General features: G+C 72.9%; 22 protein-coding genes and 1 pseudogene. 9 read left to right on the forward strand and 14 right to left on the reverse strand.

The features are described 5' to 3' along the window. Positions 1-94: 94 nt before the first annotated feature. Both BJF79_RS05520 and BJF79_RS05525 read right to left on the reverse strand, forming a co-directional pair. Entirely contained in the window at positions 95-1,204 is a 1,110-nt protein-coding gene (locus BJF79_RS05520; protein WP_075895307.1) for a serine/threonine-protein kinase, read from the reverse strand. Then, a complete protein-coding gene (locus BJF79_RS05525) occupies positions 1,191-2,657 on the reverse strand; it encodes a DUF4407 domain-containing protein (protein ID WP_075895308.1) in 1,467 nt (488 codons plus the stop codon). The genes BJF79_RS05520 and BJF79_RS05525 overlap by 14 nt, the downstream gene beginning before the upstream one ends. A 259-nt stretch (positions 2,658-2,916) precedes the next feature. Here BJF79_RS05525 and BJF79_RS52815 point away from each other — a divergent pair, with 259 nt between their 5' ends. From BJF79_RS52815 to BJF79_RS05540, 3 genes are all read left to right on the forward strand, one after another. Then, positions 2,917-5,265: a hypothetical protein gene (locus BJF79_RS52815; protein WP_143219717.1), complete on the forward strand. Its 2,349-nt coding sequence runs from the start codon at positions 2,917-2,919 to the stop codon at positions 5,263-5,265. 127 nt (positions 5,266-5,392) lie between these two features. Then, a complete protein-coding gene (locus BJF79_RS05535; protein ID WP_075895310.1) occupies positions 5,393-6,163 on the forward strand; it encodes a hypothetical protein in 771 nt (256 codons plus the stop codon). Beyond that, positions 6,160-7,371 carry a hypothetical protein gene (locus tag BJF79_RS05540; RefSeq protein WP_075895311.1) on the forward strand — a complete coding sequence of 404 codons (1,212 nt, stop codon included), beginning with the start codon at positions 6,160-6,162 and terminating at the stop codon, positions 7,369-7,371. Before BJF79_RS05535 ends, BJF79_RS05540 begins: the two co-directional genes overlap by 4 nt. 9 nt (positions 7,372-7,380) lie before the next feature. On the opposite strand, the gene BJF79_RS05545 is transcribed toward BJF79_RS05540, so the two are convergent. From BJF79_RS05545 to BJF79_RS57020, 11 genes and pseudogenes are all read right to left on the reverse strand, one after another. Then, on the reverse strand, positions 7,381-7,995 hold the full coding sequence (locus tag BJF79_RS05545) for a hypothetical protein (RefSeq protein ID WP_143219718.1): 615 nt from the start codon (positions 7,993-7,995) through the stop codon (positions 7,381-7,383). After that, on the reverse strand, positions 7,959-10,424 hold the full coding sequence (locus tag BJF79_RS05550) for an SAV_2336 N-terminal domain-related protein (protein ID WP_075895313.1): 2,466 nt from the start codon (positions 10,422-10,424) through the stop codon (positions 7,959-7,961). Before BJF79_RS05550 ends, BJF79_RS05545 begins: the two co-directional genes overlap by 37 nt. Further along, entirely contained in the window at positions 10,421-11,371 is a 951-nt protein-coding gene (locus BJF79_RS05555) for an AAA family ATPase (RefSeq protein WP_075895314.1), read from the reverse strand. Before BJF79_RS05555 ends, BJF79_RS05550 begins: the two co-directional genes overlap by 4 nt. After that, positions 11,368-13,308 (reverse strand): hypothetical protein, encoded by a 1,941-nt coding sequence (locus BJF79_RS05560; protein WP_075895315.1) that lies wholly within the window; start codon positions 13,306-13,308, stop codon positions 11,368-11,370. Before BJF79_RS05560 ends, BJF79_RS05555 begins: the two co-directional genes overlap by 4 nt. Then, a complete protein-coding gene (locus tag BJF79_RS05565; protein ID WP_075895316.1) occupies positions 13,305-14,744 on the reverse strand; it encodes an alpha/beta fold hydrolase in 1,440 nt (479 codons plus the stop codon). Before BJF79_RS05565 ends, BJF79_RS05560 begins: the two co-directional genes overlap by 4 nt. A 428-nt stretch (positions 14,745-15,172) precedes the next feature. After that, positions 15,173-15,553: a hypothetical protein gene (locus tag BJF79_RS05570; RefSeq protein WP_143219719.1), complete on the reverse strand. Its 381-nt coding sequence runs from the start codon at positions 15,551-15,553 to the stop codon at positions 15,173-15,175. Positions 15,554-15,620: 67 nt separating this feature from the next. After that, entirely contained in the window at positions 15,621-16,205 is a 585-nt protein-coding gene (locus BJF79_RS58590) for a multicopper oxidase domain-containing protein (protein ID WP_262401585.1), read from the reverse strand. 485 nt (positions 16,206-16,690) lie between these two features. Further along, a pseudogene (locus BJF79_RS58595) lies at positions 16,691-16,792 on the reverse strand (hypothetical protein); the annotation flags it as partial. A gap of 682 nt (positions 16,793-17,474) precedes the next feature. Next, complete coding sequence (locus BJF79_RS05580) at positions 17,475-17,780, reverse strand: hypothetical protein (protein ID WP_075895318.1); 306 nt, start codon at positions 17,778-17,780, stop codon at positions 17,475-17,477. A 100-nt stretch (positions 17,781-17,880) separates the two neighbouring features. Continuing rightward, the gene (locus BJF79_RS57015; RefSeq protein ID WP_187356958.1) at positions 17,881-18,693 is read right to left on the reverse strand and encodes a hypothetical protein; all 813 of its coding nucleotides are present in this window, start codon (positions 18,691-18,693) and stop codon (positions 17,881-17,883) included. 17 nt (positions 18,694-18,710) lie between these two features. Beyond that, positions 18,711-19,256, reverse strand: coding sequence for a hypothetical protein (locus tag BJF79_RS57020; RefSeq protein ID WP_262401586.1), 546 nt, complete (start codon positions 19,254-19,256; stop codon positions 18,711-18,713). A gap of 98 nt (positions 19,257-19,354) precedes the next feature. On the opposite strand from BJF79_RS57020, the gene BJF79_RS05595 reads away from it, so the two are divergent. Beyond that, a complete protein-coding gene (locus BJF79_RS05595) occupies positions 19,355-20,140 on the forward strand; it encodes a DUF2249 domain-containing protein (protein ID WP_075895320.1) in 786 nt (261 codons plus the stop codon). Here BJF79_RS05595 and BJF79_RS05600 read toward each other — a convergent pair. Further along, positions 20,089-20,862: a helix-turn-helix transcriptional regulator gene (locus BJF79_RS05600; RefSeq protein ID WP_075895321.1), complete on the reverse strand. Its 774-nt coding sequence runs from the start codon at positions 20,860-20,862 to the stop codon at positions 20,089-20,091. The two genes, BJF79_RS05595 and BJF79_RS05600, sit on opposite strands and share 52 nt — an antisense overlap. A gap of 168 nt (positions 20,863-21,030) precedes the next feature. Between BJF79_RS05600 and BJF79_RS05605 the strand changes: the two genes are divergently transcribed. From BJF79_RS05605 to BJF79_RS58605, 5 genes are all read left to right on the forward strand, one after another. Beyond that, positions 21,031-21,867, forward strand: coding sequence for an enoyl-CoA hydratase (locus BJF79_RS05605; RefSeq protein ID WP_075895322.1), 837 nt, complete (start codon positions 21,031-21,033; stop codon positions 21,865-21,867). Further along, positions 21,857-22,732, forward strand: coding sequence for an acyl-CoA dehydrogenase family protein (locus tag BJF79_RS05610; RefSeq protein WP_410050053.1), 876 nt, complete (start codon positions 21,857-21,859; stop codon positions 22,730-22,732). Before BJF79_RS05605 ends, BJF79_RS05610 begins: the two co-directional genes overlap by 11 nt. Next, complete coding sequence (locus BJF79_RS66530; protein WP_410050054.1) at positions 22,648-22,986, forward strand: acyl-CoA dehydrogenase family protein; 339 nt, start codon at positions 22,648-22,650, stop codon at positions 22,984-22,986. Before BJF79_RS05610 ends, BJF79_RS66530 begins: the two co-directional genes overlap by 85 nt. Continuing rightward, entirely contained in the window at positions 22,983-23,423 is a 441-nt protein-coding gene (locus tag BJF79_RS58600) for an acyl-CoA dehydrogenase family protein (protein ID WP_262401587.1), read from the forward strand. Before BJF79_RS66530 ends, BJF79_RS58600 begins: the two co-directional genes overlap by 4 nt. Positions 23,424-23,500: 77 nt before the next feature. Beyond that, positions 23,501-23,899 (forward strand): acyl-CoA dehydrogenase family protein, encoded by a 399-nt coding sequence (locus BJF79_RS58605; protein ID WP_262401588.1) that lies wholly within the window; start codon positions 23,501-23,503, stop codon positions 23,897-23,899. Positions 23,900-23,961: the final 62 nt, after the last annotated feature.

The following is a 23,961-nucleotide window of genomic DNA, read 5'->3' on the forward strand; positions in this document are numbered from 1 at the left end:
CCGGCTCAGCGCGTCCCGGACGATCTCGGGCGGGACGTCCCGGAGCATCGCCGCCGCCTCGTCCGCGTCCGCCCCCGCGAGCAGCCGCACGAGCTCACCCGTCCGCACGCGCCGCCGCCCCGCCCCCCGCCACCCGCTTCCCCGGCTCGCCGACCTCGCCCGCCGGGGGGCGGCGGTCGCCGGGAGCGCCGCGGTCGTCCGGACGGCGAGCCGCGCCGGGAGCGCGGCGGCCCTTCGAGGTGCGCGAACCGTCCGGTGTGCGGCGGTCTCCCCGCGGGCGGGGGTCTTCCCTGGTCGGGGGGTCGTCGCCGACCGTGCCGCCGCGGAAGAACGGACGGTCGCCGGTCGGGACTCGGGGCGGTCCGGGACGGGACGCCAGGACGGTCCGCAGGGTTCGGCGCAGGTCTTCGCTGGTGAGCCGTGCGGCGGGGTCCTTCTCCAGCAGCCGCAGGACGGCGTCGGTGAGGCGGCCGGACGAGACGGGACGGGGCGGCGGCTCGTTCATGACCGCCCAGAGCGTCGGCCACGGAGCGTCGGCGCCCCCGTCGCGGCGGAACGGTGAGCGCCCTTCGAGCGCCTCGAACAGGACGACACCGAGGGACCACAGGTCGGCGGCCGGTCCGAGGTCGGCGTCCCTGATCCGTTCGGGAGCCATGTACTCGGCGGTGCCGACGACCTGGCCGGTGCTCGTGACCCGCGAGGCGCCCCCGACGTAGGCGATGCCGAAGTCGATGAGGCGGACGCGGCCGTCGTCCTCGACGAGGACGTTCGCCGGTTTCAGGTCGCGGTGGACGACGCCGTTGCGGTGGACGACGTCGAGGGCGTCGAGCAGCGCCAGTGCGGTGCGGGCGGCGTCCCGCTCGGGCAGCCTGTCCCGCTCGGCGAGGAGGTCGGCGAGCGAAACACCCTGGACGAACTCCATGACGATCCAGGGATCGTCGTCGGCGAAGAAGACATCGTGGATCCCGACGATCCCGGGGTGCCTGACCCGCGCGAGGGCCTTCGCTTCGCGGAAGGCGCGCTTCCGCATTTCCGGGGCGTCGGGGAAGGCGCCGAGCAGCAGCGACTTGAGCGCCACCCGCCGGTCGAGGAGGGTGTCGTCGGCGAGCCAGACCTCGCCCATGCCGCCCTGCCCGATCGGCTCCAGCAGCCGGTAGCGGTCGTTGACGATGCGTCCCGGCGAGGACGGCTCAGTAGTCGTCATCGTCGTAGAGCGGCTGCCCGTCGGCGTCGCGGGGCGAGTCGGGGTTCACGCGGGTCTCCTCGGCGGCCCGGGTGTCGGAGATCCGGCGGATGGCCTCGTCGTCGGAGCCGCCCGTCGCGGGCTCGCCGGGCTCGTCCGCGGCGGCGGCGTTGCCGTTCAGCCCGTTGCTCCGGACGGTGTCGCCTTCGCGGTCGCGGGGCGGGGGCGAGTAGGCGTCGGCGAACCCGCCGGTCACCCGGGTGTCCGCGATGCCCGGATCGTCGAGGTCGTCGCCGTCCTGCTCCTCGTCCTTGCGCTGCCAGATCGGCAGGATGCCGGTGGCCGACCGGTCCCGGTCGGGACCGCGGGCGAGCCCGCCGGCTGGGACGGGCCGGGCCTCGGCCCGCGCCTCCCGCATTTCCCGCTTGACCTCCAGGGCGAGGATGCGGTCGTAGTTGCCGGGTTTCAGCATCAGCTTGACGAGCACCGGCAGGCATTCGATCAGCAGGAAGAAAAGGAAGAGCAGGAGCCGCACGCCGACGAGGGTGACGTCGCCGCGGGACACATCGCTGAGCGCCTGCAACCGGATGAGCAGGCCGTTCATCCCGTCATTGCCCTTAACGAACTCGTCCTCCAGCATCTTCTGCTGCCGCTGGGCGTCCTGGAGCTGCTGCTGGACCTTCGGCAATTCCGCGGTGGCCTGCTGCAATCGGGTGCTCTTCGCGGCCTCGCTGCCGGCGGCGAGTTCCCTCTTGCGCGCCTCGATCTGCCCTTCCAGTTCGGCGGCCCGCTCCCGGGCCTTGTCGTAGGCGGCTTTGCTCGCCTGCGCGAGGGGCCCCGGCCCCTCGTTGGGGCAGTCGGGGCCGCCGTAGAGCTGGCACTGCCATTCGTCGTAGTGCTTCTGCACGACCTTCTGCTGGTCGTCGCGCTGCCGCTCCAGCGTCTTGATCTCCGGGTCGGTGGCCGGGTCGAGCGGGACGTCGCCGCGCGAACGGACGACCTCCTGCAGCGTGCCGACCTGCTTCTGCAGGGCCGCGACCTGCCGGCCGAGCTCGCCCGTCCGCTGTGCGTCGGCGAACTCGTCGCTGCGCTCCTGCTTGATCTCGGCGATCCGCGCGTCGATCTCGGGCTTGAAGATCTGCAGGACGAGCGGCGTCGAGATGACCGCGCCCAGCAGGACGGCCATGACGATGCGGGGCGCGGCGTACCGGCCGCGCTTGCCCTCCGCCGGGATGGAGGTGACGAGCCAGCGGTCGAGGCTCATGATCGCGGCGCCCCAGATGAGCGCGATGGGCGCGGCGAGGAAGGGGTTCGCGCCGAGGGCGCTGTGGATGGCGAACCACATCGACAGCGCGGCGAGCACGCAGGTGGTCAGGACGGCGCCGCCGATGCCCTCGTACTTCGTGCGTTCCGACGGGCAGCGATCGAGGATTTCCGGACGAGCTCCGGAAAGGGAGATCAGAAAACGCCGCATCCAGTCCCTCTCGCCCGTTTCGAGCAGGGGACGATGGGGCGCCCCCGGCAGACGACCGCCTAGTGTAACCGCGCAGTACCGGAAAACGGGTGGGCCCGACATTCCGGATGGCCGGATCAGGCCATAATCGACAGCGACAACCGGACGAGCGGGAAGAATCCTGGGGATGCGTGCGCTCTGGCGGACGCGTGCTCTTCATGGGCACTCGGGAGGCGCCCGCCAGGGCGGGCACGGGGAACGGAAATGACAGGAGTCATCGTTGGCCAATCCGGGTGAGGACCTGCAGAAATCCCTCACCAAGGCGGTCAGGGGACTTTCCGGACATCATCGCCTGATCGTGGTGGAGGCCGCCGCCGACGGAATCAGCACCTACCAGGTGCAGCGCAACGCCGCCGACGTGCCCAAGGCCCGCGTTTGGAACGCGACCTGGGAGGACCTTTCGGCCGACGGCGCACCGGTGAAGGAACGCGTCCTCGCGGCGGCACGCCTCGACCCCGACGCCGTGACCCTGCTGGCCTGCACGTTCCCGGACGGTACGGAGCCCGCGCAGGCCATCGCCTGGCTGCAGGCCGCCGCACCGGACGCGCAGACGCACATGGCCCCGGACGTCCCGCTCGGCGAACTCCTGCGCACGGTCATCGCGGACGAGCCCCTCACCCAGCTGTACGAGCTCGCCACGATCGTCCCCGACCCGGACGGGACGCTTCGCTTCAAGGGCCGCATGCTGTTCACCGTCGACGCGCGGCGCCACGACACCGTGCAACTCGACCTGCGCTTCCACCAGACCGACGAACTCGGCGCCGCGCTCGCCGTCATCTCCTGGTCGCAGCGCCGCTTCCGGCTCGTGTCGGTGCAGCGCGCGAACGTCCCGCCCGGCCGCTACGAGGTGATCGCCGAACTGGAGCGGCCCGGCCGGGTCCGCTTCCACGGGCTGCCCACCGAGCCCGTCCGCGACGACCGCACGTGGGACGAACTCGTCGCGGCCGTCCCGGACCGGCTGCCGCCCGCACCACCGGACGTCCACCTGGTGTGCGCCATCGAGACGGCGGGCCCGCCCGAACAGGTCGCCGCGCTCCTCGACCGCGCCGGGCAGTTCGTGCGGTCCGCCGCGGCCGGGGGCGCCCCGGGCCTGGCGGTCTCCCTCATCGCCTACGGGCCGCACGCGTTCGTCCGCCGCCCGCCCCCGGCGGTGAAGGTGCTCGCCGACCGGCGGTCCGCCGACGACGCGCTGCGCGTGCTGGACGCGCTGCGCGACCGCGAACCCGCCGGCGACCCCGGCTACCCGCACGCCGCCGCCGTCGAGTGCGCGCTCGCGGAGGCCGGCCGGCTGATCGCCGCCGCGGCGCGCCGGCACCGCGCTGCTGCTGATCGGCGACCGGCCGCCGCCACCCGGCGGCGTCCACGCGTCGGAGGTCCTGCCGTGCCCCGACGCGGCGGACTGGCAGGACGCGCTGCGCACGCTGCACCACCGTCCCGGCCTCGCCGTCGGCGCCGTCACCGACCGTCCCGCGCGCCGCGCCGACCCGTTCTGGAAGCTGCTCGCCGGGGACGTCCTCGCCGGGCAGGACGCGGTGGACGTGCCGGGCCTCGGCGCCCGGCTCGGCCTCGGCCCCGCCGAACCGCGGCACGTCCCCTTCCCGTTCGACGAGACCCCCTGACCCCGACCGGCCCACGGATGGAGCGAACCCGAGCATGGCAGCCGAGAGGCAACTGCCCGCCCCCCGACCACAACATCGCGATGTGGGGGGCGACCGGTTCAGGCAAGACGACCTTCCTCGCCGCGCTGGACGTCGCCCTCAACCTGGCGGACGACGTCGACTGGCGGGTGATCGGCGCCAACGAGGCGTCCACCGACGTCCTGGTCGACCTGTCGGGCACGCTCACCAACAAGAGCGTGTTCCCCGACCGGACGGAGGGCCTGGAGCAGTACCAGTGGAGGCTCATCGGGGAGACGGTGCACCGCGAGGGACGGCCCTGGAACCGGCGCACGGTACGGCGCGCGCACACGATCGGGCTCGACATCCACGACGCCGCGGGCGAATGGTTCAGCAACGACTTCATGGGCGACCGCGAGCCGATGCTGGAGAGCCTCGCCAAGAGCCGCGGCCTCGTCTACCTGTTCGACCCGATCCGCGAGTTCAAGGTGGGCGACGCCTACAAGAGCTTCGACGGCATGCTGGCCCGGCTGGCGGAGCGGATACTGAACGCCGAGGACGCCCCGGCGGACGGCCGCCTCCCCCACCACGTCGCCGTCTGCACCACCAAGTTCGACGAGGTGCGCGTGCTGCAGACCGCCGAACACCTCGGCCTCCTCGACTACGACGCCGACGAGTACGGGTTCCCGCGAGTCCCCGGCGACGAGGAGCGCGGGAACTGTTCCGCGAACTGTGCTCGGTGTCGGCGACCGGCACCGCGAACCTCGTCTGGCGTAAGCTCAGCCGCTACTTCCGCGAGGACCGGATCAAGTTCTTCGCGACGTCCGCGGTCGGGTTCCACCTGGATCCGGGCGTCGGCGGGTTCAACCGGAGCGACTTCCAGAACGTCGTCCCGGACGACAAGTCGACCGGCGGGTTCCGGATCCGCTCGGGCGTCCGCCCCATCAACGTGATGGAGCCGGTGCTCTGGCTGGCGGAACGACTGGCGGACGGGGCGGCGCCGAGCGGCCTCGAACCCGAGGCGGCGCGATGAGCGGGACGGCATGATGAGCGGGACGGCACGATGAACGGGGCGGCACGATGAGCGACCGGATCGAGGTCGTCCCCGAGTGGGCGCTGTGGGGCAAGGAACCCAGCGGCCTCTCGGCCCGGGTGCTGCGCTGCAGCGACGGCAACCTCAGCGAAGCCGGTTTCACCCGCATCCTGCAGCGGTACTCCACCGGCACGCACACCGACCTGCCGCAGGTCACGCTGAGCTGGGGCAACGCCAAGGGCGAGGCGTACATCGGCATGGCCGTCCAGCGCTGGACGGACGGCCGCGACCACACCGGACGCAAGATCGCGATGGCGCACTACTGCGCGCTCCCCTACTCGCGGCTCGCCCGGCCCGTCTCCTACGAGGCGCTCTACCACGCGCTGAGCGAGTGGCAGCCGCCGCCCGAAGGCGGCGCCGCGCCCGCCCTCCGGCTCCCGGTGCTGCGCCCGGAGGCCATCGCCCCGCGAGTCACCGAACACGCGATGGGCGTGGCCGCACTGCTGCTGACGGGCACGCCCGTGCACATCGTCCCGTCCGGGCCGGTTCCCTCCTACCTGGAGCGGCTCCGCTTCCTGGACACGGTGGCGTCCCTGCTGCCGTACGGGATGCGCACCGAACTGTCGGCCGCGACCTGGGTCAGCAGCACCTCGCAGAGCCGCATCCGGCTGGCGTTCACCCGGCACGCCGGAAAGACGCCCACGCCGTCCGCTGGGACGTCGTACCGAGCTTCGTCAAACTGGGGAACACCGCCGCGCCCAGGTACGCCGAACTACTGGCCGCCCACGCCGACACCGAGGAGCGCGCGGCCGAGGTGATCCGCAGGCTCGCCGACCAGCGCGAGCCCCTCGAATGGAGCACGGGCGTCGCCAGGGACGCGCTGGAACTGCTCCGCGCGCAGATCCAGGCGCCCGAACCCCGCATCGAGCCGCCGTCCGACGACGAGGAACGCTTCCGGCAGGCCGAAGAGGCGCTGCGGGCCTGCGAGCACGCGATACTCCACAATGACGGGGCCTCCTTCGACGGGGCGGTCGCCCGCCTCCAGCGCATCCAGGACACCGCCCTCGACGAGGGCCGACGCGGCGCCCTCTGGAACATCGCCGTCAACGGCGGCCTGCTCGCCCTGCGCCCGCGACGGGGCGACGACCAGGAACTCGACCGTCTCTACGAGGCGTGCCTGCGGCTCGGCTTCGGCCCGACGGTCGACCGCGACAGCCTCTACGCGGTCGAACAGGACCTCGCCGATGCCGTCTCCCCCCGGTTGCTGAACATCATGGCCCGCATGGCCGCCGGAGACGGGCTCACCTCGCTGGCCATCGCGATCCGGATGCGGTGGGACCTGACGGAACTGCTCGGCAAGATCAGCGACATGGACCTCGCACGACTCGCCGTCCAGCAGGAACGCAAGGACGTCCTCGAAATCGTCTACGACGTCCTGCACGCGCGAGCCGCCCGCAGCCACGACACGTCCGTCCAGGAAGCCCTCTACGAGAACGGCTTCTTCGCGGGCCCGATCGCGCGTTTCTACCCGCAGATCTACACTCAGTACACCACCTTGCGGAACATCCTGTCGGCCGCGTTCGGACCGACCCTCGACCGTGACCAGTTCGCCCAGATCGTCCGCTTCCGTCCTTATTACCCGCCGACACCGGCGCTCGTCTTCGCCGCCCTGTCGCTCCACAAGGTTCCGGACGCGGGCGAGACGCTCACCGAGGCGTACTTCCGCAACTTCCTCAGTTTCCCGCACATGCCGAACGAGCTCCGCAAGCTCATGGAGGACGCACTCACGCCACGTCCCGTCCCGAACGCGGGCACGGGCATGGGGCCGGGGCCGGGGCCGGGGGCAGACGGGGGCCAAGGCGGCGGTGAGGCAGCCGAAGAGGAAAGGAGGTTGCTGTTGAAGTACGCGTCGAGGGTCGGGTCCCGCATGTCGCGGAAGGGCGAGAAGAACTCACGGTTATGGATGGTCGCGGCCTCTTTCTTCTCCGGCCTGGCCGTGGCGTCACTGGCGTGGGCGCTGTTCTGACCGGTCGGCTCACCGTCGATCGGTGACGACGAACGGGAGCGGGGCTCGATGCGCGTCGTCCGGCATGAGCCGTAGCCGTCGGCAGACGTCGGCCGCATCGACGAAGCTCAGCCAGAAGGGCCGTCCCCCGCCGAGACGCCTCCAAGCCTCGCGGGCGCCTCTGCCCCCGCTCGCTGGACGATCATAGATCGCAGCGAACGAAATCCTCCGGCGTTCCAACCTGGTCATCTCCTCCGCCCAGTCATGGCCACGGGGGCACGGCAGCACCTCCGAAGGATGCACGCTGGCCGGATGCGGAGGGCGGCTCCCGACCGTCAGCAGCGCCGTACGCTCGAAGTGTTCCACCCCCACCAGCGCCTGCTGGACGTGCGTGAGCATGTCCTCGACCATCGCGCCGTTCGGATTACCGTCCGGAAAGCGAGAGAGATCCGCGAGATCATCGAGGTGGTCGAGCGCCTCCTCCGCCCCGACCTGCCATGCCCACCGTCCGACCGGCGGATCATCCTCGACCCGGTACCGATACAGGTGGGCACCGTAAAGGAACAGTGACACTCGGAGATTGCCGCCGACCTCTCTCTTGAGCAGGTTCACGACCTGGCGGATTCGATCCACACGTTCGTCCACCAGGTGCGCTCCGGCCCCGAATACTCCAACGCGCAGATCAGATGAGCTAGCCCCAGAGGGACATAGACGAGATCTTTCGCGACGTCCATCTGCTCCGATGCGAACTCGCCGGGTTCACCTTCCGGGAGCCCCAGAAACCTGACCTTCCCCGGCCCCGCCAGTTCTGCGGTCACGCGGTACCTGCCGGGTGGCACCTTCACCGACCGGGACGACACAGGCCGCTTCGTTCCGTCCGGTGCCTCCGCGGTGATCACGAGCATCGTTCCGTGCTCATCGCTCGGCCAGATCTCCAGGAGGAGTTCCGTGGTGTCGCCCCGGGACGAACCAGCCGGGAAGATCGGTTGTGTCTCGGAAAAAACCCGGCTTCCCCAACCCAGTTCCTTCCTCAGCGCGAACATCCCGTACGGCTGGCGGATCGGCTCCAGGTCGACCGCCTCCCGCAGTACGGCGCCGAGCGACGCGCCCGGCATGGCGAGGTCGGCGGCGTCGGGCCGCAGTCCCGGCAGCGCGCGCCTGGCCGCACTCGCCAGGCCGGTCTCCGACGTGGTGGTGGCCAGTACGAAGACGTCACCGGTTCCGGACACCTGCTCGATCCGGTGTGACACGCCGCGGTCCGCCCAGCCGAAGGTCGGCTGCCGGGTGGCGCGGAGGATGCCCGTCTCGTCCCGGCGAACTTGGTGGACGGTACTGCCGGACTGTCCGATGTCGAGCAGGGTGAGCAGTTCGCCGGTCTCCAGCCGGGCGAACTGCTCGGCCAGCATCTCGACCGGCGGCCCCGTTCTCGTCCGCGGGACGAGAGCGGGTTGCCCGGACGCCACGGCGACGGGCACGCGCGGCGGATCGTCCACCACGACGTGCCGTCCCTGCGGCGGGCGGCTTTCGAGTTCGGCCCACTCGGGGGCGGTGATGCCGCGCCGCTCGGCGACGGTGCGGGCGAGCTGGGCGAACGGGCGCACGTAGGCGCCGGCCTCCTCGCCGTCGCGGTCGCGGACGAACGCGGTGAAGTCGCCGCCGACGCCGTAGCGGTTCTCGATGTGGCGGTTGACCGCGCGGCTGATGTCCCACTCGTCCAGGGCCGACAGGCCCATGCCGAGGCGCTGCTTCGCCGCCGGGACGAACGCGTACAGTTCGTCGCCGATCTCCTCCAGCAGCCCGCTGACGAACAGTTCGGCACGTTCGACCAAGCCGGTGTCGCTCGCCAGTTGCGACTGGAGGACACCGACGAGCGGGAGCGTCAGGGTCGTCGCGCAGGACAGCACCTGCGCGAGACGGACCGCGCCCGGGGACGCGCGCTGGAAGAACGCGTCGACGAGGATCTCCTGCTCTTCGTCCTCGTCGATCTCCGCTTCGTCATCGTCCGGTTCTTCGTCGATCACGGGTGCGGCGGTCGTGATGCCCGGGATCCACGCGGTGCCGGAGACGAGCGCCTCCGACCAGCGACCGAAGTCCTCGGGGCACAGCCCGATCACCGGCAGCGCGGGGTTCGGTCCCGGTTCGGCCCACCAGCCCCATTCGACCTCGAATCCGTCGTTCGGGCAGAGTTCCCCGGTGCAGCGGGCCGCCGTGTACGGGACGCCGACGGCGGTGTCGGGCCAGTAGTCCGGCGGGAGCATGTGCAGGAGCGTGGTCGGCATGGCGCGCGCCCAGCCGTCGATCTCGTCCCAGAGCGCCGCGTCGTACCAGTGTTCGGCCACGGCGTCGGTCGCGATGAGCACGATGCGGGAGCCGGAGAGGTCGAGCAGCCTGCTCGGCTTGCTCTTGGTGCCGCTCGGGTCCGCGAGGTACACGCCCGTGGAGCCGTCCGCGCCGAGTGTCCAGCGGGACACGCTGCGGAACGCGCCGAGCTGCGCGAACACGCCCTCCAGCCGGTCGAACAGCGGCCGCCACACGCGCATCGACGCCGACGTGTCGGTCACCAGCGCGAAGTCGAGCGACCGGATCGGGGGCCGCCGCATCCGGATCATCAGCTCGTCGGACGCGCGGGCGCGGGCTTCGGCCGTGGCCTGCACGGTCGCGTCGACGTCCACTTCGGGACGTCCCGGCCGGGTCAGCCGCTTGAACCGGCGGAGTGCGCGCGCGAGCTCCATCGCGTTGGGGAGCGGTGACGCGCCAGGGAAGGCGACCTTGCGCATCGGCGCCCCGGTGGCCGCGCCGCCCTTTCGCCGATCGCGGCCGCTCGCGGGCGAATACATGCCGACCGGCGGCGGTGCGGGCGCGCCTTCGTCGTCGTCGCCCGTCCCGTGTCCGGACGGGCGCGTGCCGGGCCGCTCGACGGCGCGCGGCTCTTCGGACGCGACGTCGACGCCGATCCGCTCGGCGCGGTCGGGCACGTCGGGCGGCGGGTCCCTGGCCAGCCACAGCAGTTCCGCGAGCAGCCTGGCGTCCAGCCCGGCGGCCGCGAAGGGCCCGTCCGCACCGCGCTCGCTCATCGGTCGGTGAGGTCCTTGAGCAGCAGCGCGCGCAGCCGCTCGTACTCGTCGCCGTCCAGCTCGTGCCCGGTCACCAGGTGGACGAGCTCCAGGAGCTGGTTGATCGCCAGCCGGTCGCCCGAGCCGACCCGGTCGGCGAACGCCTTGATCTCCGCGCGGTGCGCGTCGGGCTCCCGTTTCAGGTGCGCTCGGACGATCTCGGTGAGCAGCTCCTCGTCGGGGGCGCGCATCTCGAACCTGACGCAGCGGCGCAGGAAGGGCGGCGGGAACGTCCGTTCGCTGTTGCTGGTGAAGACGATGACGGGAAAGCGTTCGGGCGCGGCCGACACCCGGCCGTCGCCGACGTCGTAGTCCGCGCCGTCGGCGCCGCGCACCGTGAAGCCGCCGCCCGCGTTCCGCAGCAGCGGCGGGATCTCGAACTCCAGGCTCTCGATGACGTTCAGCAGGTCGCCGGGGAGGTCGAGGTCGCTCTTGTCGATCTCGTCGACGAGGACCGCCCGGGGACTCGTCCGGTCGGCGAGGGCGGTGCCGAGCGGGCCGAGCTTGACGAACCGTTCGATGGCGGCGTCCGAGCCGTCGCCCTCGATCTGCGTCGCGTGCAGCCGGTCGAGGGCGTCGTACTGGTAGAGCCCGTCGCCGACGACGCTCTTGGACGTGATGTGCCAGCGGAGCACAGGGCCGAGTTCGAGCTCGCGGGCGATGACGTCCACGACCGAGGACTTGCCCATCCCGGCCGGGCCTTTCAGCAGCAGCGGGCGCCGCAGGCGGAGGGCGGCGTTGACCGCCTGGCGCAGCTCCTCCGGCATGACGAACGGCAGCGGTTCCGTCCGGCCGCGCCAGGAGGGCGGCTCCGGCAGCTGCGTCCAGGCGGGCGGCCGCTCCTTCTCGCCCAGGCGCCGGGCGGGACGTCGCGGCTCCCCGTCCCCCTCGAAGATCGACCAGCTCATCCCATTTTCCTCTTCGACGTGCCCCGTAGTCTGCGGGGAGCTTTCGGCGTCCTGTGTTCGGGCAGGCGGAAACGGGATCGGCCGTCCGGGTCGTTCCAGATGATCGACGCCGAGTCCACCGACGCGCCCATCAGCTCGTCGGGGAAGAACGTCTTGCGATTGGAGGAGTCGAACTCCTTCCACGCCTGCAGCGTCGCGGGCTCGGCCGCCTGCTGGTCACCGGCGGCGAACCAGACGATGTGGCCGCAGCCTTCGCTGAGCAGACCCTGCAGGAGGTCCCGGGACCCCTCGCCCGAACCGGCGATCACGACCGGTCGTTGCACGACCTTGGTCTCCCACAGCCAGTCGTCGAGCGCACGCCGGCCGAGCGCGACGTCGTCCGGGACCGGGATCGGGTCCTGCTGCCAGTTCGCCAGGTCGTAACGCTCGCGCTGCTGCCTCATCTGGGTCTCGTCCCAGACGTGTCCGTACCAGCGGAGTCGCGGACGATGCCGTTTGCGCCGCACGGCCTTGCTCAGTCGTTCGTACTTCCGGTCGAGGAAACGTCGCGGCGCCACCAGGTCGACGAGGACCTCCCGGCCGTCCAGCGTCAGGTACAGGTCATCGACGAGTCGGCCGAGCGTGGCGGGAATGTCCTCCGGTGCGCAGATCTGGGGCGTGATGCGCCCTGCGGTGATGGCGGGACGCACCTCCATGGAGATCTTCACGGATTCGGACGCACCATCGCCGCCGCGGGTGTCCGGCCCGACCGGCTCGGGGCCACCGATGTGGATGATCGCCCAATGTCTCTCCTGGCGGGTCCGGAGATAGTCGTCGACGTTCTCCCGCTGTTCGCCCTGCCTGCGAAGCCATTCGACGAGCGTCGGGTTCTCGGTTCCGACGCCGTTGCCATGGGCGACGCTCAGCACGAACCGCGCGAGGATGCCGAGCCCCGGGTTCGGTGGCTTGAGGGCCGCCTCCGCCAGGAAGACGTCCCCCGACTCGGCCCCTACGTGTGCGGACGCGGCCTCGAAGAAGTGCAGATGCAACTCCTCCAGTCTCGGGGAGCCTCCGCCGACGGCGTCGAACACCCGCTTGGCCTTCAGGGCGGTGATCAAAGCCCGGATGAGATCGGCGTCCGCGTCGGTGGCCGTGTCGCGTGCCGCCTCCAGGTGCGGCACGTCCAGAACCGGCGGCAGTCGCGCGCGGGGATATCTGCGCCGGATCTCCGCGTCGGCCTTCTCGGCATAGGCGAGCGGTTCGTCCGGGGGCCGGGACAGCGGATGCCGGTTCGCGAGCGGGACGCTCACCCGGTAGGGCGGGTACTCGCTCTCCAGAGCGCCGACGTCGACGGCTTCGATCTTCTGCGCACCGCCGATCGCGCCAAGCCCGTTCTCGCAGGCGACCTCGAACGTGTACGGGCCGCCGTCGTGCCCGGTGAGCGACACCGTCTCGACGGCCGTCCACGGCCCGCCCGTGATCGCCTCCCGCAGGGTGGCCGCGTCCGGGGTCCAGAGGCCGTGCCCGTCGAACACGTCCAGCCCGGGCCCCCGGAGCCGCTGCGCGCCGACCTGCACGTCCGGCAGCAGGACGAGGGCATGCCTGCCCAGCCCCCGGCCGTAGTTCACCACGGTGACCGCCGGCCGCAGACCGGCCGCCAGGCACAGCCCAGCGAACAGAAGGGAAAGGTCGAGACAGGTTCCGGCCCTCTTTGACGCGACCACCCTGTAGGGCTGCCGGACGTATTGCCCCGTGCCCTTGGCATTCGTCAAGCAGGTGTCGTAACCGAGTTCAAGCTCCAGCATGCGCTCGTACAGGTGGCGCGTGAGCCCGCCCGGGTCGGACGGCCGGGCCTGCCGACCTCCCGAGAGCATCTCGTCACCGTCGAGGTCCACTTTCTGCACGTAGTGCGCCAGTCGCCACGGCTCTCTGAAATTCCATGGTTCCCAGTCGCTCATGCCACCTCGATCACGTCGTTGATCGCGGCGGGGCCCTCCGGGGTGTCGGCGACCGACAGGGTGCGGACGCCCGGTTCGACAGTGCCGAAGTCGAAGCGGAACGTGCCGTCCGCACCGACGTCCGCCGGACCCGCAGCGTTCGGGATCCCGGACAGCCGGGCCCACAGTTTCGCGTCGGGCGGGTGGCCGTCCGCGCGTCCCGTGACGCGGACCGTCCCCTCGGCCGGGTACAGCTCGTCGACGTCGAGGGACAGCCGCCGTCCGGCACGCGGGACGCCCGGGTCGTGGCCGGGCGGGGGCAGGACGCCGCCGGGTGCGAGCGCGGGGTCCTCCTCGTCGAGCCCGTCCAGGACGTCGGTCAGCATCAGCGCGATCCGGTCGGCGCTCCTCCCGCCGTCCACGAGCCCGTTGTGGCTGTCGTTGCCATAGCCGACGACGACGCCTTCGCGGGCGCCCGGACGGGCCGACACCACCGGGACGGTCCCGTCGCCGTCGCGCGCGGTGTACTCGGGCGGGAGAAGGTCGGCGTCCTTCGAGCACTTCAGGCGTCCGCCCGCGCGGAGCGTCGCCTGCTGGAGGGTGCGCTGTCCGTAGCCGACGAGGGGGTGGACGAGCCACGACCGTTCGTGCGGCGCGTTCAGGTCGGCGAGGAAGTCGCGGGACGCGCGGACGCGCGCGGCGTCGAGGTCGAGGCCGTCGACGAGTTCGGCGGGGCGCACGGCCTCGCCGGTGCGGCCGGACCGGCGGTCGGCGACCGTCCGGTACATCGGCAGCAGGTCGTACACGCCCGGGACGTCGCGGAGCGTCTCGGCGAGGCCGCGCAGCCGCCGGGGGCCGAAGTTCGGGCCGTTGACCAGGTAGTCGAGGGCCTTGACCGAGCCGCGGAAGGGCGTGCCGACGGTGATGATCCGGTGGCAGTCGCCGTCGTCGTCGTGGTGCCGCAGGTAGTGCGTCGCCACGAGGCCGCCCATGCTGTGCGCGACGATGACGACGCGCGGGTCCGGTACGTGTTCGGCGAGCGCGGCCCGCCGGGCACGGATCGCGCGGGCGAGCCGGGCCGAGTTCACCGCCACCGGACGGCGCCAGTCGTAGGGGAACTCCAGGTAGTTGAGGTCGTCGAGTTCGAACCGGCGGTGCAGTTCGCGCCGCAGCGCCCCGTACGGGCCGAGCACCCTGGACAGGTACGGGACGGGCACCGACAGCAGGCCGTCCGGCCGCACGCCGTCGTCGTGTTCGGGGTCGCAGAGGGCGTCGTATCCGGCCGCGAGCAGTTCGGGGTTCCGGATGGGGGCGTGCATGTCCGCCGAAAGGCCCCAGACGACCTTGCCCTCGCGGCGCAGCGAACTCCCCAGGATGCCCGGGAGGAGGACCAGCAGGTGCCGTACCCGCGTTCGCTCGGCCGCGTCCTGCGGCCCCTCGGCCCGGTACCCGCCCAACAACTCTCCCCGTTCTCTCCCCGAAAGAGCCCCATGTGGGGCCATGAGAATACCTCGTTAATGACCGGCAATCCTCACGTGACGGTTAATACTTGTAGTTCACGATCTGCCGGAAACGCGCGTTTCGCGTCGCCGGGTGGAACCGGCGGACGCCGATGCTCCCCTTCGGGGTCGGGAGGGCGCGCCGAATACCGCGATCGGCACATTTACCGTTCCTGAACTGCGGTTACGCGCCCCGGACGGGACGCCGCCGCGCCCGTGCGCAGGCGTCCGGCCGGGGCCGCTCGCGTCGGACGCACGGACGGGACGTCCGGTCGCGCCTCGCGCTGGCCTGAACAGGCCACGCGGCGGGCCTCGCCGCAGCAGCACGGAACCGGCTCCCGTGGCGGCGGCGCGCTCGGCCGCCCGGGCCCCGGACCGGGCGGGTCTCAGTCGTCGTCGTTCGACACGGGCCGCGCGGGCTCGCGGGTGGCCCAGGTGACCTGGCCCCAGACGCGGATGAACAGGGTCACCAGGCTGGTGATCAGGACGAGCGACAGGCCCGTCCGCAGTGGCACGCTGTCGCCGTAGAGGCCGGAGAGCGCGAGGACCGTCGCGCCCAGTCCGGAGATGTTCAGCAGGGCCAGAAGGATCGTGTAGGCGCGGACGCGCCCCTTCGTCCAGAAACGCACTCCGTCGACGGGGTCGGCGTCGCGGCTCCGGCGTTCCTGTTCGCGGAGCCGCTCCAGATACCGGGAGTCCCAGAGCAGCGCGAGAAGGAGCACCGGGAATACCTGGGCGAGCGTCGTATAGAACTCTTGATGGCCCACCCGGCGCAGCGTAACGGGCGAATCCCGGTAAAGGGAGACGTTCCACGATGAGCTACCGTCCGCAGGGTCAATCCGTCACCTCGAAGACGCCGTGCGCGCCCGCTTCGGCGCGCCGCATCCCGTGGTCGACGAACGGGTAGTGCCCCGGCTCCGGGAACACGGTCTCGACGAAACCGCCCTGGGCGGGGGCCAGGTCGAGCACCTGGGCGCCGCCGGGGTCGTCGCGCCGCAGCCGGTAGGCGCCCTCCCGGTAGACGGTGTCGAACCGGGCGCCCACGATGTGGAACGCGGTGCCCTCGCTCGGCCCGGCGGCGACCGTCCAGACGCGGACGCGCTCGCCCGTGCGGGCGCGGAGCGGCGCGTGGTCGTAGCCTGCGGCGGTGCCGTTGAACATCCACGCGTCCGGGCGCCCCTCGCGCAGCTTGGCGACCTGCTCGGCGCCGCCCGGCGCGCCCAGGTACAGCTCGCTCTGCACCAGGACGTACTCGCGGTCGGCCTCGGGCAGGTCGGGCGGGTCGATAATCACCGCGCCGTACATGCCGTTCCCCATGTGCTGGAGCATCGGCATCGTCGAGCAGTGGTACAGCCACGCGCCCGCACGGTCGGCGCGGAAGCGGAACGTGAGGCTCTCGCCCGGCGCGATGGTGCGCATCGCGCGTCCGGCGCCATCGATCCGGCGTGGAAGTCGATGCCGTGCCCCATCGCGTCGTCGTTGACGAGCGTGATGGTGAAGACGTCGCCGACCTTCCCGCGGATAACGGGCCCGGGGACCGTCCCGCCGAACGTCCACATGCGTTGCCGCACGCCCGGCGCGACCTCCAGGACCTTCTGGACCGCGTGCAGCTCGACGCGGTGTTCGGTCGCGCGGGCGCGGGCTTCAGGGCGGCGTCGTACGGGCGCCAGCCGGGGGACATCGGGGCGGCGAGGTCGAGGGGCCCGCCGGACGTGCCGTGCCCGGCGTGCCCCGACGTCCCCCCGGACGGGACGGCGGGCTCGCCGCCGCCGGTCGGCTCGATGCGCATCGTCATCCCGGCGGCGCGGTGGCCGACGACGGTGCACCAGCCGTCGACGCGCGGCGCGCGGCTCCAGCCGGAGCGTGGCGCTCTCGCCGGCGTCGAGCATCGGGGTGGCCTCGCCGGTGGCGAACCGCAGGTCGTGCGGCATGGAGTCCCGGTTGGTGACGTTGAGGACGAGCCGGGTGCCGCGCGGCGCCTCGATCGCCGCGGGGCGGACGCGCATGTCGGCGAGGGTGACGTCCACGACGCGCGTGCCGGTGGCGGCGACGGGCGCGGCGAGGGGCGGGGCGCCGCCCGTCCCGGCGTCACCGCGACCGCGACGGCGAACGCGCTGAGCAGCACCCCGGCGGTCACGCCCGCGACGGCCGGGGACGGCCGCCGCACGCCCGTCCGGGAGCGGTCCGCGACGGCGGCGGCGAGCAGCACGAACGCGGCGAGCGCCGCGAGCACGACCGTCCACGCGGCGAACCGCGCCCAGCCCGGCAGGGGCAGGACGGTCAGGGGCGCGGCCGCGTTCAGCGCCGCGACCCGGACGATCCAGCACCGTTCCAGCAGCGCGATGTTCGCCCGCAGCTCGGCGGGGCCGCCGCCCATCACGACCGGCAGCAGGTAGGTCAGCGCACCGGCGAGGATCTGCCCGACGAACCCGCCGAGGACGAGCGGCAGCGCGTCCGACACGGCGGCGGCGACCTCGCCGGGCGGGCGGGTCGCGACGGCGGCGGCGTCGGCGGCGACGCCGCCGAGAACCAGCCGGTCCCGGCGGCGAGCATCCACGTGGCCGCGCCGTGCGGGCGCGCCGCCGCAGCGTCCGGACGAACGGGACGAGCGCGAGCGCGACCGCGCGGCGTACAGCAGCAGGCCCGCGGCGGCCGCCCACCGGACGTCGCACAGCAGGCCGCCGACCGTCAGGGCGACGGCCGGGACGGCGGCGCGCAGCGACCGGCGGGCGGCGGTGCCGGCGCGTCCACGAGCCGGGTGCGCAGCATGGTCGGCCACAGGGTGAACAGGGTGCCGAGCACGGCCAGCCCGACCCAGCCGAGCAGGTTCGCCTGGACGTGCGCGGCCACGACCCGCGGGTACCAGGACGGCGGCAGCGTCCCGGACGTCATCAGCCCGCCGAGCGTCCCGCCGACCGCGAGCGCGGCACCGGACGCCACGTACCAGGCCACGACGTGCGCGAACCGTCCGCCGAGGGCGCCGCGGGCGCGCACCGCGAGGACGGACGCGTGCGCGGCGATCGTCGCGACGACGAGGGCGGCGCGCCCGTCGCGAGGGCGGGCGCGCCGGTGCCGACGCCGGCCAGGACCGCGATCACTCCGGCGTCAGCGCGGCGAGCCGCGCCGTCTGCCACCGGGCGGACGGCGGCGCGAGCCGCAGCAGCGCGGTCGCGAAGTGCTCGGTCCAGGTGACGATCGCGTTGGTGACCGCGCCGAGCAGGAACGTGTGGATCGCCGACCACGGCGGCAGGTCGGTCCGGGCGTGGGCGAGCACGGTGAGGACGGTCACGGCCAGCCAGCCGAGGACGACCGCGTTCGCCGCGGCGTGCCGGGCGGCGCGCGGGCGGCGCGGCGGCGGCTTCGGCCCGTCCGCCGGCGAGATCTGCAGATCCACGGAGGTCATGGCCGTCCCTTCGACGGGCGGGCGAGGCGGGAGGCGGCGACGGCGCAGCCCGCGAACAGCAGCAGCGCCGCCAGCGCCCCGGACACCGCCGCCGTGCGCACGGGGGGGCGCGTCACCGAGGTCGCCGGCGACGCGGAGAGGGAGGGAGATGTGCAGCACGGCCGGCGGCGCGTACAGGACCGGGTGGTAGGGGAGCCGCACCCGGAGGACGGCGGGGAGGATCACCGGGGCGTGCCCGAAGACCATGGAGACGGTGAAGCCGAGGAACACGGCGTGCAGCGCGGCGTCGTACGCGCCGCCTCCGGGGCGTCCGGCGGCGAGCCAGAGCGCCCCGGCGAACGCCAGCCAGACGTATCCGGCGAGGAGGCAGGCGGCGGCGTAGCGGGGCAGGCCGGTCCCCCGGACGGTGCGGCGGGCGACGTCGTGCACGGCCAGCCATCCCGCGAGGACGAGCATGCCGAATCCGGCGAGGCGCCAGCCGGGGCCGGGCCACGCCGCCGACACGGCGGCGCCCGCGCCGATCAGGACGGCCGCGGCGACCGGCCCGTCGGACGCGCGGCGGGCCAGGAAGGCGACGACGCGAGTTCCAGCCGTTCCCCGGCGATCGTCAGGACGAGGAACGCGGCCAGCCAGGGCACCAGGTCGCGGACCGGGCGGCCCGCGAGCCAGAGCAGTCCGCCCGCGTACCAGGCGACGGCCCCGGCCGTCTGGATCGCGAGATCGCGGCCGGTGCGGCGGCCCGAAAGAGTGACGTAGATCGCGACGAGCCAGCCGCCCGCGACGGTCAGGAGCAGGCGTCCGGGCAGTGCGGGGCCGGTGGCGGCGGCGACCGCGCCCAGGCCGGACAGCGCCGGGGCGGCGTAGGCCCACGGACGGTCCAGCGCGACGGCGCGTTCGAGGCAGATGAGCGTCCCGAGGAACCCGAAGACCATCAGCGGCCCGTGCTGCCCGGCCATCGCCGCACGTGGCAGCGGTACCGGGAGGCCGAGCAGGGCGAGCGCGCCCCACAGCCCGGCCAGCAGCGACAGGGCCGCACCGGCCGCGAGCGGCAGCCGGTGCAGGGCCACGCCGCCCCCTTCGCGGGTTCTCATGTGAGGAAGTATAAATACAATTAGTACTGTGAAAAACAGCCCGGTAGCGCACCGGCGGAATCTGAGGAGCAGACATGACCACGACCCCGTCCACGGAACGCCCGGCGTCCACCGAACCGCAGGACGAGACGGTGCGGGCGATCCTCGACCACCACGGGCGGCTCGGCCGCACCATGGCCGACCACGCCGTCACCATCGCGCGCTCCGCCGACCGCCTCGTCTCCCCCGCCGAGCGGCAGGCGCGGCTCGTCGAGTTCTGCGCGTCCGAGGTGCTCCCGCACGCCGCCGCCGAGGAGAAGACCCTGTACCGGGCGGCGGCGGAACTGCCGTCCGGGAAGCCGCTGGTGGCGGCGATGGCCCGCGAGCACCTCCGGCTGCGCGACCTGATCGTCGAGCTGAACGAGGCGCGGACGCCCGGCGAGGTCACCGCCGCCGCCGGCGCGCTGAACGCGCTGTTCCAGGCGCATCTGGACAAGGAGAACGAGGTCCTGCTCCCGCTCCTCGTCGAGGCGGGGATCGATCTCGGCGGGCTGCTCGCCGGGATGCGGGAGGTGCTCGGCGGGTCCGGCTGCGGCGGGCACTGCACGTGCGGCGGGCACGACGACCCGGGCACGCCCGGCGCGTCCGCCGAGGTCGTGGACGGCGAGCTGGACGTCCGCGCGCTCGTCCCCGCGCAGCGGCACGAGCAGATCTTCGCGGCCTACGGCGCGCTGCCGGACGGCGCGGCGTTCGTCCTCGTCAACGACCACGACCCGAAGCCGCTGTACTACCAGTTCGCGGCCGAGCACACCGGCCGGTTCACGTGGGACTACCTGGAGTCGGGGCCGGAGGTGTGGCGGGTCCGGATCGGGCGCGCCTGACCGTCCGCCCGGCCGTCCTCCCCGGCGTCCTCCCCGGCGTCCTCCGACTCCGGCGGCTTCGGGCCGAGGCGGGCGATGCACAGGTGCGGTTCCACGAACGGTTCGAGCCCCGTCGCGGTGACCGGCGCCTCCATCTGGGCGAGCGCACCCTGCATCAGACCGTGGTGCAGGGTGCAGATGACGTCCTGGTTCCCGGCGGCGATCTCCCGGAAGGGGCAGTGCACCAGCCGGATCGCGGGCGCGTCCGGGTCGGGTTCCGGGCGCGTCCCGAACCCGATGCCCGACATGAACGCGGCGAGCCGCCGCGTCGCCTCCTCGGCGTCGATCCGCTCGAACGGCGCGGGCCGTTCGGCCAGGTAGCGGCCCCAGGCGCGGCCCGCCTCCAGCGCCGCCTCCGCCGGGTCCGGCATGGTGCCCTTGACGAGACTGGTGAGGATCTCGGCCAGCAGCCGGTAGCTGCGCACGCCCTCGTCGGCGTCCACGGCCCGGTACAGCGCGCGGGGACGGCCGGGACGGCCGCGCTCCTCGGCGGCCCGCTCCGCGAGGCCCGCGTCGACGAGGCCGTCCAGGTGGAACCGGACGGTGTTGAAGTGCAGGCCGGTGCGTTCGGCGGCCTCCCGCACGCCCAGCGGGCCGTAGCCGCGCAGCACCTCCAGCACGGCGGTGCGGCTGTCCCCGAGCGGCGCCCCGGGTTCGGGGTCGACGAGATCGCGCTTGCCCATCCCGCCAGTTTATACGAGAAAACTTGGTATAAACCGTCCGCGCCGCTCGACCAGGCTGATTCCGGACGGCGTCGGGGGCGGAGTCCCGGTCGGCGGGAGGGGGTCGACAGCGGGGGCGTCCGGCCGCGTACTCTACCAAACAGTTGTTAGAAAGAAGGGAGGGCGATCATGGTGGTCGAGTACGCGCGGCGGGGGGCCGTCGCGGTGGTGACGATGAACCGGCCGGAGTACCGCAACGCGCAGAACTCCGCGATGACCTACGCGCTCGACGAGGCGTTCTACCGGGCGGCCGAGGACGACGACGTCAAGGTGATCGTGCTCGCCGGAGCGGGGCCGCACTTCTCGGCCGGGCACGACATCGGCACGCCGGGACGCGACGCCGACCAGAGCTTCCCGCGCCGGGCGGGGCTGTGGTGGGACCACGTGGGCAAGTCGGGCGCGGAGAGCCGGTTCGCGCGCGAGTCGGAGGTCTACCTCGGGATGTGCCGCCGGTGGCGGGAGATCCCGAAGCCGATGGTCGCGTCGGTGCAGGGCGCCTGCGTGGCGGGCGGCCTGATGCTGGCGTGGGTGTGCGACCTGATCGTCGCGTCCGAGGACGCCTTCTTCGCCGACCCCGTGGTGCGGATGGGCATCCCGGGCGTGGAGTACTTCGCGCACCCGTGGGTGATGCCGCCGCGCATCGCGAAGGAATTCCTCTACACGGGCGAACGCATGACGGCGGCGCGCGCGCACGAACTCGGCTGGGTCAACCGCGTGGTCGGGCGCGAGTCGCTGGAGGACGAGACGTTCGCGCTCGCCGACCGGATCGCGGGGATGCCCCGGATGGGCCTCGCGCTGACGAAGAAGGCCGTGAACCAGGCCGAGGACCTGCAGGGCATGCAGACCGGGATGGACTCGGTGTTCGGCCTGCACCACCTCGCGCACGCGCACAACGCGGAGACCGGCGTCGACTCGCTGGCCGGGCAGAACGCCAAGAGCATGAAGGCGGCTTCCAATGGATCTTGAGTTCGGGACGGCGGACGAGGAGTTCCGCGCGGAGGTGCGGGCGTGGCTGGCCGAGCACGTGCCCGCCGAGCCGCTGCCGTCGCTGGAGACCGAAGAGGGCTTCGCCGCGCACCGCGAGTGGGAGCGCACGCTCGGCGCCGACCGGCTGTCGGTGGTGTCGTGGCCGGTGGAGCACGGCGGCCGGGGCGTGTCCGTCCTGCAGTGGCTCGTGTTCGAGGAGGAGTACTACGCGGCGGGCGCGCCGGGCCGGGTCAGCCAGAACGGCATCAACCTGCTCGCCCCGACGCTCATGAAGCACGGGACGCCCGAGCAGCTCGCGCGCGTCCTGCCGCCCATGGCCGCCGGTGAGGTGATCTGGGCGCAGGCGTGGTCGGAGCCCGGCGCGGGCAGCGACCTGGCCGCGCTGCGCGCCACCGCCACCCGGACGGACGGCGGCTGGCTGCTGAACGGGCAGAAGACGTGGAGTTCGCGGGCGGCGTTCGCCGACCGGGGCTTCGGGCTGTTCCGCTCCGATCCGGACAGCGAGCGGCACCGCGGCCTGACGTACCTGATGTTCCCGCTGGACGCCGAGGGCGTGACCGTCCGGCCGATCGGACGGCTCGACGGCAAGCCCGCGTTCGCGGAGCTGTTCCTCGACGGGGTGTTCGTCCCGGACGCCGACGTCATCGGCGAGCCAGGCAAGGGCTGGAACGTCGCGATGAGCACGGCGGGCAACGAGCGCGGGCTGACGCTGCGCTCCCCCGGCCGGTTCACCGCCGCGACCGAACGGCTCGTCGAGCTGTGGAAGGAGCGCGCCACCCGTCCGACACGGCGCTGCGCGACCGCGTCGCCGACGCGTGGATCCGGTCCCGGGCGTACCGGCTGAAGGGCTTCGAGACCGTCTCCCGCGACGACGACATCGGCGCCGAGTCCAGCCTGAACAAGATCTTCTGGTCGGAGCTGGACGTCGCACTGCACGAGACCGCGCTGGACCTGCTCGGCGCGGACGGCGAGCTGGAGTCGGAATGGCTGGAGAACTACGTGTTCTCGCTCGCCGGCCCCATCTACGCGGGCACCAACGAGATCCAGCGGAACGTGATCGCCGAGCGGCTGCTCGGCCTGCCGAGGGGGGCACGATGAAGTTCGTCCTGTCCGAAGAGCAGCGGATGTTCGCCGGGACGCTGCGGCGGCTGCTCGCCGAGGCCGGCACCGCGAAGACCGTCCGGGCGTGGGCGGCCGGGGACCACGGCCCGGGACGCGCGCTGTGGTCGGCGCTCGCCGAGGCGGGGCTGTTCGCGGTGGCCGTGCCCGAGGAGCACGACGGCGCGGGCCTGCTGCCGGTCGAGCTGGTCGCGGCGATGGAGGAGGTCGGACGCGCGGCGGCGCCCGGCCCGTACGTCGAGACGCTCGCCGCCGCCGAACTGCTCGCCCGTTCGGGCGGCGCGGAGCTCCTCGCCGGGATCGCCGCGGGCACGGCGATGGTGACGCTCGGCGTCCCGCACGCGCTGGACGCCGCGCCGCCGACGCCGTCCTCGGGACGGACGGGACGCGCGCGCGGGCCTCCGGCGGCCCGCTGACCTCGCTCGACCCGGCGCGGCGGCTGTTCCGCGTCGACGGCGGGGCCCCGGCCGAACGGCCCGACTTCGGCGTGCTGATGTGCGCGGCGCAGCAGCTCGGCGTCGGCCGGGCGCTGCTGGAGGTGACGGTCGAGTACGCCAAGACGCGGCAGCAGTTCGGCCGTCCGATCGGCGAGTACCAGGCGGTCAAGCACCATCTGGCGGGCGCGATGGTCGAGCTGGAGTTCGCCCGTCCGCTGCTGTACGGGGCGGCGCTCGCGTACGGAACGCCGGAGTTCGGGCGGGACGTCGCGGCGGCGAAGGTCGCCGCGTCCGACGCGTGCTACGGCGCCGCGAAGATCGCACTGCAGGTGCACGGCGCGATCGGCTACACCGACGAGTACGACCCGTCGCTGTGGATCCGCAAGGCGCGGGCGCTGCACTCGGCGTGGGGCACCCCCGCCGAGCACCGCGCCCGCGTCGCCGCCGCGCTCTAGCCGGGCCCGTTTTCGTTGACCTGCGGCGTGTTGCCTTATGAGCGGCCGGATAAGGGCAACAC

Origin of the sequence: Actinomadura sp. CNU-125, assembly GCF_001942465.1 — a bacterium.
Lineage (GTDB): Bacteria > Actinomycetota > Actinomycetes > Streptosporangiales > Streptosporangiaceae > Spirillospora.

Coding starts and splice junctions, on each gene's coding strand:
- BJF79_RS05520 (WP_075895307.1), bottom strand. CDS start 1,204: ATGACGACTACTGAGCCGTCCTCGCCGGGACGCATCGTCAACGACCGC.
- BJF79_RS05525 (WP_075895308.1), bottom strand. CDS start 2,657: ATGCGGCGTTTTCTGATCTCCCTTTCCGGAGCTCGTCCGGAAATCCTC.
- BJF79_RS05535 (WP_075895310.1), top strand. CDS start 5,393: ATGAGCGACCGGATCGAGGTCGTCCCCGAGTGGGCGCTGTGGGGCAAG.
- BJF79_RS05550 (WP_075895313.1), bottom strand. CDS start 10,424: ATGAGCGAGCGCGGTGCGGACGGGCCCTTCGCGGCCGCCGGGCTGGAC.
- BJF79_RS05555 (WP_075895314.1), bottom strand. CDS start 11,371: ATGAGCTGGTCGATCTTCGAGGGGGACGGGGAGCCGCGACGTCCCGCC.
- BJF79_RS05560 (WP_075895315.1), bottom strand. CDS start 13,308: ATGAGCGACTGGGAACCATGGAATTTCAGAGAGCCGTGGCGACTGGCG.
- BJF79_RS58590 (WP_262401585.1), bottom strand. CDS start 16,205: ATGCGCACCATCGCGCCGGGCGAGAGCCTCACGTTCCGCTTCCGCGCC.
- BJF79_RS05595 (WP_075895320.1), top strand. CDS start 19,355: ATGACCACGACCCCGTCCACGGAACGCCCGGCGTCCACCGAACCGCAG.
- BJF79_RS05600 (WP_075895321.1), bottom strand. CDS start 20,862: ATGGGCAAGCGCGATCTCGTCGACCCCGAACCCGGGGCGCCGCTCGGG.
- BJF79_RS05605 (WP_075895322.1), top strand. CDS start 21,031: ATGGTGGTCGAGTACGCGCGGCGGGGGGCCGTCGCGGTGGTGACGATG.
- BJF79_RS05610 (WP_410050053.1), top strand. CDS start 21,857: ATGGATCTTGAGTTCGGGACGGCGGACGAGGAGTTCCGCGCGGAGGTG.
- BJF79_RS58600 (WP_262401587.1), top strand. CDS start 22,983: ATGAAGTTCGTCCTGTCCGAAGAGCAGCGGATGTTCGCCGGGACGCTG.
- BJF79_RS58605 (WP_262401588.1), top strand. CDS start 23,501: ATGTGCGCGGCGCAGCAGCTCGGCGTCGGCCGGGCGCTGCTGGAGGTG.